Source organism: Streptomyces sp. NPDC014734 (genome assembly GCF_043083325.1).
GTDB lineage: Bacteria > Actinomycetota > Actinomycetes > Streptomycetales > Streptomycetaceae > Streptomyces.
In genome coordinates this window covers 38,964-52,157 of the sequence record NZ_JBIBYN010000033.1, presented here as the reverse complement: position 1 = coordinate 52,157, position 13,194 = coordinate 38,964, and the positions used below count along the sequence as shown (strand labels likewise).

12 protein-coding genes are annotated in these 13,194 nt (G+C 73.5%); 2 read left to right on the top strand and 10 right to left on the bottom strand.

From position 1 onward, the window contains the following. Positions 1-315 precede the first annotated feature (315 nt). From pheT to infC, 7 genes are all read right to left on the bottom strand, one after another. Positions 316-2,865, bottom strand: a complete 2,550-nt coding sequence (pheT, locus tag ACF1CT_RS34115) for a phenylalanine--tRNA ligase subunit beta (protein WP_391787901.1) — start codon at positions 2,863-2,865, stop codon at positions 316-318. Continuing rightward, a complete protein-coding gene (gene pheS, locus ACF1CT_RS34110; protein WP_391787900.1) occupies positions 2,865-3,992 on the bottom strand; it encodes a phenylalanine--tRNA ligase subunit alpha in 1,128 nt (375 codons plus the stop codon). Before pheS ends, pheT begins: the two co-directional genes overlap by 1 nt. 201 nt (positions 3,993-4,193) lie before the next feature. After that, on the bottom strand, positions 4,194-5,363 hold the full coding sequence (locus tag ACF1CT_RS34105; RefSeq protein WP_391787899.1) for an ATP-binding protein: 1,170 nt from the start codon (positions 5,361-5,363) through the stop codon (positions 4,194-4,196). Between the two features lie 126 nt (positions 5,364-5,489). Beyond that, the gene (locus ACF1CT_RS34100) at positions 5,490-6,323 is read right to left on the bottom strand and encodes a TrmH family RNA methyltransferase (protein WP_391787898.1); all 834 of its coding nucleotides are present in this window, start codon (positions 6,321-6,323) and stop codon (positions 5,490-5,492) included. 161 nt (positions 6,324-6,484) lie between these two features. Then, positions 6,485-6,868 (bottom strand): 50S ribosomal protein L20, encoded by a 384-nt coding sequence (gene rplT / locus ACF1CT_RS34095; protein ID WP_143625552.1) that lies wholly within the window; start codon positions 6,866-6,868, stop codon positions 6,485-6,487. A gap of 108 nt (positions 6,869-6,976) precedes the next feature. Beyond that, positions 6,977-7,171 carry a 50S ribosomal protein L35 gene (rpmI, locus tag ACF1CT_RS34090; RefSeq protein ID WP_351523667.1) on the bottom strand — a complete coding sequence of 65 codons (195 nt, stop codon included), beginning with the start codon at positions 7,169-7,171 and terminating at the stop codon, positions 6,977-6,979. 116 nt (positions 7,172-7,287) lie between these two features. Further along, complete coding sequence (gene infC / locus ACF1CT_RS34085; RefSeq protein WP_391787897.1) at positions 7,288-7,974, bottom strand: translation initiation factor IF-3; 687 nt, start codon at positions 7,972-7,974, stop codon at positions 7,288-7,290. Positions 7,975-8,330: 356 nt separating this feature from the next. On the opposite strand from infC, the gene ACF1CT_RS34080 reads away from it, so the two are divergent. Next, positions 8,331-8,693, top strand: coding sequence for a DUF1844 domain-containing protein (locus ACF1CT_RS34080; RefSeq protein ID WP_391787896.1), 363 nt, complete (start codon positions 8,331-8,333; stop codon positions 8,691-8,693). An 88-nt stretch (positions 8,694-8,781) separates the two neighbouring features. On the opposite strand, the gene ACF1CT_RS34075 is transcribed toward ACF1CT_RS34080, so the two are convergent. The 3 genes from ACF1CT_RS34075 to ACF1CT_RS34065 form a co-directional block, all read right to left on the bottom strand. Beyond that, the gene (locus ACF1CT_RS34075; RefSeq protein ID WP_391787895.1) at positions 8,782-9,510 is read right to left on the bottom strand and encodes an SseB family protein; all 729 of its coding nucleotides are present in this window, start codon (positions 9,508-9,510) and stop codon (positions 8,782-8,784) included. A 61-nt stretch (positions 9,511-9,571) separates the two neighbouring features. Then, on the bottom strand, positions 9,572-10,774 hold the full coding sequence (mycP, locus tag ACF1CT_RS34070; protein WP_391787894.1) for a type VII secretion-associated serine protease mycosin: 1,203 nt from the start codon (positions 10,772-10,774) through the stop codon (positions 9,572-9,574). Continuing rightward, positions 10,771-11,778, bottom strand: a complete 1,008-nt coding sequence (locus ACF1CT_RS34065) for a hypothetical protein (protein ID WP_391787893.1) — start codon at positions 11,776-11,778, stop codon at positions 10,771-10,773. The genes mycP and ACF1CT_RS34065 overlap by 4 nt, the downstream gene beginning before the upstream one ends. 187 nt (positions 11,779-11,965) lie before the next feature. On the opposite strand from ACF1CT_RS34065, the gene ACF1CT_RS34060 reads away from it, so the two are divergent. After that, complete coding sequence (locus ACF1CT_RS34060) at positions 11,966-13,168, top strand: amino acid deaminase/aldolase (RefSeq protein ID WP_391787892.1); 1,203 nt, start codon at positions 11,966-11,968, stop codon at positions 13,166-13,168. The last annotated feature ends 26 nt before the right edge of the window (positions 13,169-13,194 follow it).

The following is a 13,194-nucleotide window of genomic DNA, read 5'->3' as shown; positions in this document are numbered from 1 at the left end:
GCACCAGTGGAGCACGATTCACACGGGGTGTGAACGCAATGTCCCGACTGCCCCGCCGCACACCCTTTCATCCCTGCGTCCGAGCCGGTTGAATCAGTCGTCTCGCGAGAGGCGGCCGGGTCGTCCGCTCCCCCTCGAACAGCCGACGACCCGTACCCGCACCGTCCGTTCCGCCGTCCCTGCCCGACGCTCCGTGGCGGCGCGGACGGTGCGGGGAACGCCCGGAAGCGGCGGTGGAACCGTCCGGCGAGACGGAAGGGACGTACCCGGTCCTCGGGTACGTCCCTTCTTCACCGCGTCATCCGCGGGGTGTCGTCACGCGCCCCGCAGCACCGCGCCGGTCCGCTCGGCGGCCAGTGCCACCGCGGCGTCGCGGGCGGCCGTCGCCTCGTCGACGGTAAGGGTGCGGTCCGCCGCGCGGAAACGCAGTGCGTACGCCAGCGACTTGCGGCCCGCACCGATCTGGTCACCGGCGAAGACGTCGAACAGCCGCAGCGATTCCAGGAGTTCGCCCGCTCCCGCGCGCAGTGCCCGCTCCACCTCGGCGGCCGGCACGTTCTCGGCGACGACCAGCGCGACGTCCTGGGTCGCCACCGGGAAGGCGGAGATCCGCGGCGCCCGGAGCACGCCGTCGACGGCCCGTTCCAGCACGTCCAGGTCGACCTCCGCGGCGCAGGTGCGCTCCGGCAGGTGGAGACTCTTGACGACGCGCGGGTGCAGTTCACCCGCGTGCCCGAAGAGGGTCTCCTCGCCGTCCACGGTGACGTACAGCGCGGCGCAGCGGCCCGGATGCCACGGCGTGTGCTGATCGCCCCGGACGGTCACCTCGACTCCCGCCTCGCGGGCGATCGTCCGGGCGGCCTCGACGGCGTCGGCCCAGTCGGCCGGGCGGCCGGCGCCCCACCAGCCGGCCTGCTCGCGGGCGCCCGCGAGGACGACCGCGGCGTGCCGCGGCTGATGCGGCAGCGTGGCGTTGAGCCGGGCGATCTCCTCGTCGGTGGGACGACGGTCGACGGGCAGCCGGACGGCCCCCGCGGCGGCGTCGGCCGCCGGGGTCTCGACCGCCGGTACCGAGCCGGAGGCCCCGGGCACGAAGACCAGGCCGGTCTCGAAGAGCGCGAGGTCGTGGCTGCCGCGGCCGTCGTTGCGCCGCAGTGCGCCGAGCAGGCCCGGCAGCAGCGAGGTGCGCAGCGAGGGCTCCTCGTCGGAGAGCGGGTTGACCAGGTCGACGGTACGGCGTCGGGCGTCGTCCGTGTCGAGACCGAGCTGGTCGAACACGGCGGGGCCGACGAACGGGTAGTTCAGCGCCTCGACGTACCCGGCTCCGGCAAGGACTCGGCCGACCCTGCGGTGCAGCCGCTGGCGCTCGGTGAGGCCGCGGCCGGACGGCGGCGTCGGGAGCGTGGAGGGGAGGTTCTCGTATCCCTCCAGCCGGATGACCTCCTCGGCGAGGTCGTTCGGCTCGCCGAGGTCGGGGCGCCAGGAGGGCACGGTGACGATCAGCTCGTCCTGGCCGCTGACGTCGCAGCCGACCTCCTGGAGACGGCGCACGACGGTCTCACGGCCGTACTCGACACCGGCGACCCGGTCGGGGTGGGACGCCGCCATGGTGATGGTGCGGGGCGCGGACGGGGCGCTGATCTCGGTGACCCCGGCCTCGGCGGTGCCGCCGGCGAGCAGCACCAGCAGGTCGACGGTGCGCTGCGCGGCGGCGGCCGCGGCCTGCGGGTCGGTGCCGCGCTCGAAGCGCCTGGACGCCTCGGAGGACAGCTTGTGGCGGCGCGCGGTCCGGGCGATCGAGATCGGGGCGAAGTGCGCCGCCTCGATGACGACCTCGGTGGTGCCGGCGCCCTCCCGCACGTCCGCGATCTCGGTGTTGGCACCGCCCATGACGCCCGCGAGGCCGATCGGTCCGCGGTTGTCGGTGATGACCAGGTCCTCCGCGTCCAGGACGCGGTCCGTGCCGTCGAGGGTGGTGAACTTCTCGCCCTGTTCGGCACGGCGGACCCCGATCGGCCCGTCGAGGCGGCTGCGGTCGTAGGCGTGCAGCGGCTGGCCGAGTTCCAGCATCACGTAGTTGGTGATGTCGACGGCGAGCGAGATCGGGCGCATCCCGGCCTTCTGCAGCCTGCGCCGCAGCCAGATCGGGGAGCGTGCCTCGGGCTGCAGGCCGACCACGGTGCGCGCGGTGAACCTGTCGCAGCCGATCGGGTCGGCGATCGTGACCGGGTGGCCGAAGGCGTTCGGCGCGGGCACGTCGAGGAGCGCCGGGTCGCGCAGCGGCAGCCCGTACGCGATGGCGGCCTCGCGGGCGACGCCGCGCATGGACAGGCAGTAGCCGCGGTCCGGCGTCACGGCGATGTCCAGGACCTCGTCGACGAGCTGGAGCAGCTCGATGGCGTCGGTGCCGACCTCGTGCTCCGGGGGCAGCACGATGATGCCGTGCGTGCCGTCGTCGCCCATGCCGAGTTCGTCGGCGGAGCAGATCATGCCGTGCGAGGTCTTGCCGTACGTCTTGCGCGCGGCGATCGCGAAGTCTCCGGGCAGGACGGCGCCCGGGAGGACCACGACGACCTTGTCGCCGACCGAGAAGTTGCGGGCGCCGCAGACGATCTCCTGCGGCTCACCGGTGCCGTTGGCGTCGCCGACGTCGACCGTGCAGAAGCGGATCGGCTTCTTGAAGCCCTCCAGCTCCTCGATGGTCCGTACCTGTCCGACGACCAGCGGGCCCTTCAGGCCGGCGCCGATCTGCTCGACGGTCTCGACCTCCAGGCCGACGGCGACGAGCTTGGCCTGTACGTCACGGCCGGTCTCCGTCGCCGGCAGGTCGACGTACTCCCGCAGCCAGGAAAGCGGGACACGCATCAGATCTCCATCCCGAACGGCCGGGTGAACCGGACGTCACCCTCGACCATGTCTCGCATGTCTTCGACGTTGTGGCGGAACATCAGCATCCGTTCGATGCCGAACCCGAAGGCGAATCCGCTGTACTTCTGGGGGTCGACGCCGCAGGCGATGAGCACCTTGGGGTTGACCATGCCGCAGCCGCCGAGCTCGATCCAGCCCTCGCTGCCGCAGGTGCGGCAGGGGCGGTCCGGGTTGCCGACGGAGGCACCGCGGCAGACGTAGCAGACCATGTCCATCTCGGCGGACGGCTCGGTGAACGGGAAGAAGTGCGGCCGGAGCCTGGTCTTCATGTCCGGTCCGAAGAGCGCCTGGACCATGTGGTCGAGGGTGCCCTTGAGGTCGGCCATGGTGAGGCCCTCGTCGACGGCGAGCAGCTCGATCTGGTGGAAGACCGGGGTGTGCGTCGCGTCGAGCTCGTCGGTGCGGTAGACGCGGCCGGGGCAGACGACGTAGACGGGGGGCTCGCGGTCGAGCAGGGTGCGGGCCTGGACCGGCGAGGTGTGGGTGCGCAGCACCACACCGGACTCGTCGTTGTCGGCGCCGTCGGCGCCGCGCACGAAGAAGGTGTCCTGCATCTGCCGGGCCGGGTGGTCCGGCACGAAGTTCAGGGCGTCGAAGTTGAACCACTCCGCCTCGGCCTCGGGGCCCTCCGCGACCTCGTAGCCCATGGCCACGAAGACATCGGCGACGCGCTCCATGAGCGTCGTCAGCGGGTGGCGGGCGCCTGCCGGGACACGGTCGTACGGCAGGGTGACGTCCACCGCCTCCTCGACCAGCACGCGGGCGTCGCGCTCCGCCTCCAGCTCCGCCTGACGCGCGGCGAGGGCCTTGTTCACAGCGCCGCGGGCCTGGCCCACGCGCTTGCCCGCCTCGGCCTTGGCCTGCGGGGGCAGTGCGCCGATCTCCCGGTTGGCGAGCGCCAGCGGCGAGGTGCCCCCGGTGTGCGCGGTCTTCGCCCGGGCGAGCGCGTCGAGGTCACCGGCGGCGGCGAAGGCGGCGAACGCCTCGTCCCGCATGCGCTCGATCTCTTCCGGTTTCAGTGCCTCGACCTCGACTGGGTCGTACGACTTGTTCGGTGCCGACATCTCTTCCCGTGCTTCCGATTGGCTGGTACTGCTCTGAACCGGGGACGTCCCGGACCCCGCGGCCCCGCTCGACGGCTGGTGGCGCAGAGGTGCCAAGGGTCGAGTCTAAGGGGCGGAGGACGTGTGCGAGGCCCGTGGGCCGCCCGGGCGGCCTCCCCGCCGTCCTGCGCCGTCCTGCCCGGCCGCCCGTGCGTGAGGCGGCTATCCCAGGTAGGCCGGTGCGCTCACGGGCAGGACGAACCGGAACTCCGCGCCGCCGCCGGGGCCGCGGCCGACCGTGATCGTCCCGCCGTGCGCCTCGACGATGCCCTTGACGATGTAGAGGCCCAGGCCCGTGCCCCCACGTTTGCTGCCCCGCCAGAAGCGGGTGAAGACGCGGGCCATCGACTCCTCGGGAATGCCGGAACCTTCGTCGCTCACGGTGACGGACGTTCCCTTCTCGTCGCTCTTCGCCGGTGCGGGTGCGACCTCAATGGTGACGGTTCCCTCGCCGTGACGCACCGCGTTTTCCAGCAGGTTGCCGAGCACCTGGTCGACCTTGTCCGGGTCGGCCCAGACCGCCGGCAGCGGCTGGCAGGTGCGGACGAGGAAGCGGTCGGGGGTCTGGCCCTTCGCGGTGAGCGCCTGGACGTGGCGTTCGACGGCGGCCGAGAGGTCCAGCGGCTGCCGACGCAGCTCCAGCCGTCCGGAGTCGATGCGCGAGATGTCGAGCAGTTCCGCGATGAGCCGGGTGACGCGGCCCGCGTCGGCGTCGACGGTCTCCAGCATCAGGCGCTTCTGGTCGTCGGTGAACCGCTCCCACTTGGCGAGGAGCGTCGCGGTGAAACCTTTGACCGAGGTCAGTGGGGAGCGCAGCTCGTGGGCGACGGTCGCGATCAGTTCGGCGTGGCTGCGCTCGGTGCGGCGGCGGGCCTCGGTGCCGCGCAGTGAGATCACCACGCGGCGCACCGGGCCGGTCGGCTGCGCGCGCACGTACCGCGCGGAGACCAGGACCTCGCGGCCGCCCGGCAGCAGCAGGTTGCGCTCGGGCTGGCCGACCCGGGTGGCGAGCCCTCCGTACGGATCGGTCACGGCCCACCAGCGGCGGCCCTTGAGGTCCTCCAGCGGGAGTGCGTCCTCCAGGCGGCGGCCGAGTGCGGCGGCCCGGGGCACGGCGGTGATCCGGGCCGCGGCGGAGTTGAAGCAGACGACCCGGCCCGTCTCGTCGGCGACGACAAGACCGTCGGGAAGATCCTCGGGGTCGACGGCCGAACCGAGGGGATGGGAGCCGGGGTCCCGGCCGTCGGCCGGATCGTCCTCGGGGCCGGCCCCCTCGCAGGCGCGCATGACGGCGGTGTGTGTCCCGCGCGGCCCGTTGCTGCCGACGCCCATATCCCCTATCCCACCTCTCGAACCGGTGCAGTGGGCCCCCGAGTGCGTCACCCTACTAGTCGTCGGTGACGGAGCGACACCCTGCGGGGGCGCACTGCGACGGTGCGCCCCCTTGGGCGCGGGGGCTCAGGAACGGGCGCGCTGGGCGCGCGCGGAGGCGTACAGGCACACGGCCGCCGCGGTCGCCAGGTTGAGGCTCTCGGCCCTGCCGTGGATGGGCACCCGCACGACGGCGTCGGCGAGCGCGCGGGTCTCCTCCGGCAGGCCCCACGCCTCGTTCCCGAAGACCCAGGCGGTCGGCCCGCCCATGGTCCCGGCGTCCAGCTCGTCGTCGAGGTCGTCGTCGCCCGCGCCGTCGGCGGCGAGGATGCGCACCCCGGCCTCCCGCAGGCCCTCGACGGCCCGCTCGACCGGCACGCCGACGGCGACCGGCAGGTGGAAGAGCGAACCGGCCGAGGCCCGCACCGACTTCGGGTTGTAGAGGTCCACCGAGGCGTCGGTGAGCACGACGGCGTCGGCCCCCGCCGCGTCCGCGCAGCGCAGCACCGTTCCGGCGTTCCCCGGGTCGCGCACATGGGCGAGGACGGCGACCAGCTTCGGCCTCGCGGCGAGGACGGCGTCGAACGGCGCGTCGAGGAAGCGGCAGACGCCGATCAGGCCCTGCGGGGTGACGGTCTGCGACACGTCGGCGAGCACGTCGGCGTCCGCGAGGTGCACCCGGGCGCCGACGGCGCGGGCGGTCGCGACGATGTCGGTGTACCGCTCGGCTGCCTCGACGGTGGCGAAGAGTTCGGTCAGGGTCGGTTCGCCGTCGCCGCCGCGGTGCCCCGCGGCCTCGCGCACGGCCTGCGGGCCCTCGGCGATGAACCGGCGCTCCTTGCCGCGGAAGTTGCGCTTGGCCAGCCGCCGGGCGGCGGTGACGCGCGGCGATCGCGGGGAGATCAGTTCGGGGGTGCCCATGGTCGGCGGCGAGCCTCTCTGCGTACGGAGGTGACGGACGTACGGGATGTGACGGCCGTACGGGGATGCGACGGCCCTACGGGACGTGGGGTGCAACGCACCGGACCCGCAGACGGCGAGCGCCTGCGGGTCCGGATCGGCACCGGGAAGTGCTGCCTGGGTCAGGCGGCCTTCGGGGCGTTGACGTCGCTCGGGAGGGCCTTCTGGGCGACCTCGACGAGGGCGGCGAACGCGTTGGCGTCGTTGACCGCGAGCTCGGCCAGGATCTTGCGGTCCACCTCGACGTTGGCGGCCTTCAGACCCTGGATGAGGCGGTTGTACGTCATGCCGTTCTGGCGGGCAGCGGCGTTGATGCGCTGGATCCACAGCTGACGGAAGTCGCCCTTGCGCTTCTTGCGGTCGTTGTAGTTGTAGACGAGGGAGTGGGTGACCTGCTCCTTCGCCTTGCGGTACAGGCGCGAGCGCTGGCCCCGGTAGCCGCTGGCCTGCTCCAGGATCGCCCGGCGCTTCTTGTGAGCGTTTACTGCCCGCTTGACGCGTGCCACTTGTTAACTCCTTGTAGCGGGGCCGTGGGGGGATTCACACGGCCCGGAAACGATTGGGTCCCGGTCTGAGTCGGTGTCGCCGCCCCCGGGTCACCGGGGGCCGCCGGCTCACTTGCCGAGAAGCTTCTTGACCTTCTTGGCGTCGGCCGGGGCCAGCACGACCGTCCCGGTCAGCGAGCGGGTCTTCTTGGACGACTTGTGCTCAAGAAGGTGGCGCTTGCCGGCGCGCTCACGGAGCACCTTGCCGGAGCCAGTGATCTTGAAACGCTTGCTGGCACCGCTGTGCGTCTTGTTCTTCGGCATAGCGCCGTTCTCTCCTCGTCAGTGGCGCCCCCTCGGTGCGGGCACCGGACAGCGGGGGCGTCAGTTTGGTGGGGACTCCGGGGTGACCGGGGCCGCCTGGATGGCGGCCCCCGGGATCACGCCTCGGAAGGTGTCTCGTCCGAAACCTCGGCGTTCTCGCCCGCGGTGTCGGCGCCGGGGGCGGTGCCCTGACGCTCGGCCTTGCGGGCGGCCTGGGCCTCGCGGGCCTCGGCCATGGCTTCGGTCTTCTTCTTGTGCGGGCCCAGAACCATGATCATGTTCCGGCCGTCCTGCTTCGGGTTGGACTCGATGAAGCCGAGATCCTCCACGTCCGAAGCCAGACGCTGGAGCAGTCGGAAGCCCAGCTCGGGGCGGGACTGCTCACGACCACGGAACATGATCGTGATCTTGACCTTGTCGCCCTGCTTGAGGAACCGGACGACGTGACCCTTCTTGGTGTCATAGTCGTGCGGGTCGATCTTCGGCCGGAGCTTCATCTCCTTGATGACCGTGTGCGCCTGGTTCTTGCGCGCTTCACGGGCCTTCATGGCCGACTCGTACTTGAACTTCCCGTAGTCCATGAGCTTGCACACGGGCGGACGGGCGGTCGCCGCCACCTCGACCAGGTCGAGGTCGTACTCCTGTGCGAGTTCCAGGGCCTTGGCAAGCGGAACAATCCCGACCTGCTCGCCGCTGGGACCGACAAGTCGCACCTCGGGAACGCGAATCCGGTCGTTGATGCGGGGCTCGGCGCTGATGGATCCTCCTCGGTAGCACCACGCGGCCGCCTGGCGGACAGCCACGTAACGTCTGTTTCGTCAGACCAACCGCACCAGTGCACAAAAAATGCCCCGGACGGGACACAGGCGGGGCTCCTCGAAAAACCGGAACACCGCCGCGGTCAGCCGCGGGGCGCATCGGGCGGCTCCATCGTCCGTACGGAACGATGGGCGCCACCTGACCGGTGACCCGCCGTCCCTCAGGACAGCCAGGTGGGAGATCGGAGCCTCCACTTGTGGGCCGGGCACATAGCTGCCCAGCCGGTCGTCACACAAGGTTAGCAGCTCGGCGGGGTGCACACCAACCGCGCGGGGGCCGGGCGCCCCGGCCGCCGCTCCCGCGGACCGGGCGCGACCGGCGGGGGCCTATCGTATGGCGCATGAGCGACACGACCCCCAGCACCGATTCCCCCGGCTTCGACGACATGGCCCGCGACATCGCGGAGGTGCCCGCGGTCGAGGTGATCGTGACGGTCGCGGTCAACCTGATGAGCGCCGCCGCCGTGAAGCTCGGTCTGACCGAGGAGGGCGAGGCGCACAAGGATCTCGACGAGGCCCGCAAGCTGGTCCACGCCCTGGCCGGCCTGCTGGACGCCAGTACCACGGAGATCAGTTCCTTCCACGCCGCCCCGCTGCGTGACGGGCTGAAGTCGCTCCAGCTCGCCTTCCGCGAGGCGTCGCTCGTGCCGGACGAGCCCGGTCGGGGCCCCGGCGAGAAGTACACCGGCCCGGTCTTCGGCTGATCCTCGGCCGGCCTCCCCGCCGTCAGACAGCTGAGCCCCACGACCCGGACGGGTCGTGGGGCTCACGTCGTGCCGGGCGTCCGCCCGGTCAGCGTGCGAACAGGGCCTCGCCCGGCGCGGACGCGCCGGGCGGGAGCACGGCAAGGTCCAGGCCGCGCACCAGCCGGGCGCGCAGGACCTCGTCGGCGGCCAGCCGCCCGGCGACCCGGCGGGCCGTTTCGGCGGGGTCGGCCCCGGCGGCCAGGACGAGGGCGAGCGTGCCGTCGGCCCCGCCCGGACCGAGATGGGCGCGGAGCACCGACGGCTCGGCGGCGACCGCGTCGCGCACCGCCGAGGTGACGGCCGGGTCGTCCAGCGGGTCCGCGCTGGTACGGCCCTCGGCGAGGGCGAGCAGCGCGGAGCCGGTCAGCTCGAACGCGACCGGGCCGGCGAGGTCGAGAACCACCGTGTCCGCCTTCTCGTGCGCGGCGGCCCGCAGCGCCTGGTGCAGGGGGACGGCGACCGGACGGGCCTTCGGGTCCCAGCGGGCCAGCGCGTCGGTCGAGGTGAAGGCGGGCAGGGCGCGCCGGTTCCCGGCCTGGAGGGTGGGCACGGCCATGTCGCTGGTCTTCTCGCGGCGCAGCCCCTGCTCGTCCACCTCGACCTCGCCGAGCACGGCGACGACCGGGACCAGGAGCCGGGTGTCCCGGAGCGCTTCGAGGACGGGGCCGACCGCCCGGCGGTCCTCGGCCCAGGCGGCGAGTGCCGCGCTCAGGGCCGGGTCGGCAGTGCCGTCGTCGTCGGAATAACCGGGGTCCGGAATGTTCTTCAGCTCCACGGGGCGAGCGTAGTACCCGCGGTTCCGCGCCCCGCCGACAGGTCGGTGCCCGGCGGGCCGTTCAGGCCCGGCGCCACGCCCCGGACCGTCCGCCGCCCCGGCCGCGCCACAGCACCGCGGCCAGCGCCAGCAGCAACGCCCCGAGGCCGCCGGCCGCCAGGGCGAGCCGGCTGGTGGGTCTGCCGTCGTGCCGCTCGGGCGACGGGCCGGGGCCGAAGAACCGCTTGTGGTATCCGGTCCCGGTGGAATCGGCGCGCCGGCCGGCGGGGCCGAGCGCGGTCCCTGCCTCGATCGCGGCGGCGGGGTCCACGATGCCGTACCCGCGGGCGTCGTCGCGGCCGGTGGCGGGGGCGCCGCGGGCCGTGTCCGTGAGCAGGCGCTTGATCTGGGCGGGGGTGAGTCCCGGGTGCGCGGCGCGGACCAGGGCGACCGCGCCGGAGACGAACGCGGCGGCGGCGGAGGTGCCCCACTCCACGTAGTACTGGTGGTCGGGGGCGGGCACCACGATGTCGACCCCGGGCGCGCTGACGGTGGTGTACCAGCGGCGGGTGGAGAACGCGGCGTGGGTGCCGTACCGGTCGACGGCGGCGACCGCGATCACCCCGGGGTAGGCGGCGGGGTACGAGGTGCGGTCGCCCTTCTCGCCGCCGTTGCCCGACGAGGCGACGACGACGGCGCCCTTCTTCAGGGCGTACTGGATGGCGGCGTCCTCCCCCGGTTCGGGGTGCGCCGACTCGCTGTCGTCGCCGAGCGAGAGGTTGATGACGTCGGCGCCGTGGTCGGCCGCCCAGCGGATGCCGTCGGCCAGGGCCGTGCCGCGGGACTCCCGGGCCTTGGTGCGGGCCGGGTCGGAGGCTTCGAGGATCACCCGGACCGGGAGGATCTTCGCCTCCGGCGCGACGCCGAGCACCCCGTCCTCGCGCCCGGCGCCGTGTCCGCGGCCCGCGATGATGCCCGCCATCGCCGTTCCGTGCCGTGCCCAGGAGCGGTCGCCGCGGGCGGCCCCGAAACCGATCATGTCCTTGCCGGGCAGCACCTGGCCCGCCAGGTCGGGCAGGCTGCCGTCGACCCCGGTGTCGACGACGGCGACGGTGATCCCCTTGCCCCTGGTGGTCTGCCAGGCCCGTTCGGTGTGCAGCGCGTCGAGCCCCCACTGCTGATCGCGCAGGGCGTCGGCGCTGGCCGGTGCCGCGGGCAGCAGCGCGAACGCGGTGGCGGCGCAGACCGCGCCCAGCGCGCGGCGGTGGCGGACGCGTCGGCTCATCGCGGCTTCTCCGTGAGGTCGGTGACGGTCCGGCGGAGGCCCTGCTCGATGCGGTCGGCGATGCCCCCGGCCTCGTGGCCGAGTCCGGACTCGGCGACCGTGCCCGTCGCGTTCGTGGCCGTGGCCCGGTCCGCCGGTTTCGGGTCGGTGACCACGCGTCCGTCGGCGAATCCGGAGACGGCGAACACGACGACCGGGAGCTCGGACGACACGTGGAGGGACCACGCGGCACGCTGCCGGTCGCCGAATCCGGCGGCGACGGTGCCCTCCACGGGGTAGGTGCGGGGCATCAGGTCGGCGCGACGGTCGAGATGCTGCGTGGCGAACCGGTCGCGCAGCGCGGTCATGGCCTCGGTGCCGCCCTCGGTGAAGACCATCCCGACCGTGGTGACGGCGCTGTCGGTGGCGTCCGTGTACGTGGCGCGCAGCAGCCGCTCGCAACCGGCCGGGCTCAGCGCCCTGGCCAGCAGGGGGTCGAGGGCCGCGGCGCAACCGCCGTCCGGCGCCACGGCGATCCGGGTCCAGACCCGGTCGGCGCCGCCGGGTCCCGCCCCCGTTCCGTCGAGGGTGCGGGGGAAGAGCGTGTCCACCGGAACGCTGTGCCAGGCGGTGCGCCCGACGGCGTAGGGGTTGCGGGCGGCGGGGTCGGCGGAGGAGGAGCCGGCCAGCCAGGCGCCGGTGGCCGCGCCGCCGATCAGTCCGAGGCCGAGCACGAGGCAGGCCACGGCGGTCGCCGTCCGGGCCGGGCGGCGGGTGGGCACGGGACGCAGCCGGGTGGTGGTCTCGGCGGGCGTCTCGGGGAGGGGCGCGGGGAAGAGGTGGTGGTGTCCGTGCGGGAACGGCGCCGGTCCGGTCGGCGGCAGGCCCGCCGGACCGTGTGGTGTCCGCCGCGGTGCGGCGGGGGCGCCGGCGAAGGGCGCGGCGGCCAGCGGGGGCCGCGCCGTCGCGGGAGGCGGGGTGGCGGGGCGGGGCGGAACGGGAGGACGCTGCGCCTCGGTACTCATCCGCCCCCCTGCTCCTGATTCCGTACCGTGCGCGGATCGACGTCGCAGGCAGGCCCGTTGGTTCGCCGCGTCCCCGTCACTCTACGGGGTGGGAGGGCTCCGGCGGGAGCGGGACGCCCGGCCTCCGGCACGATCTGCTCGGATCGTCCCCCTACCCAGTGGTACGGACGTCTGGCAAGCTGCGGCCATGACAGCCCGCGCCGCCGACCGGTCCCGTTACGACCGGGCCACCGCTCATCTGGACGCCCCGATCGCCGTCGTCGATCTGGAGGCGTTCGACGCCAACGCCGACGACCTGGTGCGCCGGGCCTTCGGGAAGCCGATCCGGGTGGCGAGCAAGTCGGTGCGCTGCCGGGCCCTGTTGGAGCGGGTGCTCGCGCGGCCGGGGTTCGCCGGGATCATGTCGTTCACGCTGGCCGAATCGCTGTGGCTGGCACGGGCCGGGTTCGAGGACGTGCTGCTGGCCTATCCGTCGGCCGACCGGGCGGCCTTCGCGGAGCTGGCCGCCGATCCGAAGCTCGCCGCGGCGGTGACGGTGATGGTGGACGACCACGCGCAGCTGGATCTGATCGACGCGGCACGGTCCGGTGGCCGCGAGGAGATCCGGGTCTGTCTGGAACTGGACGCCTCGCTCCATCTGCTGGGCGGCCTCATCCGGGTCGGCGCGCGGCGTTCGCCGCTGCGCTCACCGGCCCAACTGGCGGAGCTGGCACGTTCGGTGGCGCGCAGGCCCGGTTTCCGGCTGGTGGGGCTGATGGCGTACGAGGGGCACATCGCCGGGGTCGGGGACGCGGTCGCGGGGCATCCGCTGCGTTCCCGGGCGGTCCGGATGATGCAGGCCGCGAGCCGCAGGGAGGTGGCCGCGCGGCGGGCCGAGGTGGTGCGGGCGGTACGGGCGGTGACGCCGGATCTGGAGTTCGTGAACGGCGGCGGCACCGGCAGTGTGCAGCACACGGCGGCGGAGCGCGCGGTGACGGAGATCGCGGCAGGTTCGGGGCTGTACGTCCCGCGGCTGTTCGACAACTACACGTCGTTCACGGGGCGTCCGGCGGCGCTGTTCGCCCAGCCGGTGGTGCGCCGGCCGGGTGTGGGCGTGGTGACCGTGCTGGGCGGCGGCTATCCGGCGTCCGGGCCGGCCGGGGCGGACCGGTTGCCCGTCCCCTATCTGCCGGAGGGCCTGCGCTACGACCCGCAGGAGGGGCCCGGTGAGGTGCAGACCCCGCTGCTGGGCGCCCCGGCCGACGATCTGCTGATCGGCGACAAGGTCTGGTTCCGGCACGCGAAGGCCGGTGAACTGTGCGAACGCTTCGACGAGTTACAGCTGATCGAGGGCGACCGGGTGACCGCGGCCGTGCCGACGTACCGGGGCGAGGGCCGCACGTTCCTCTGAGAGCCTGCCGGATGGTCTCCGGCCGG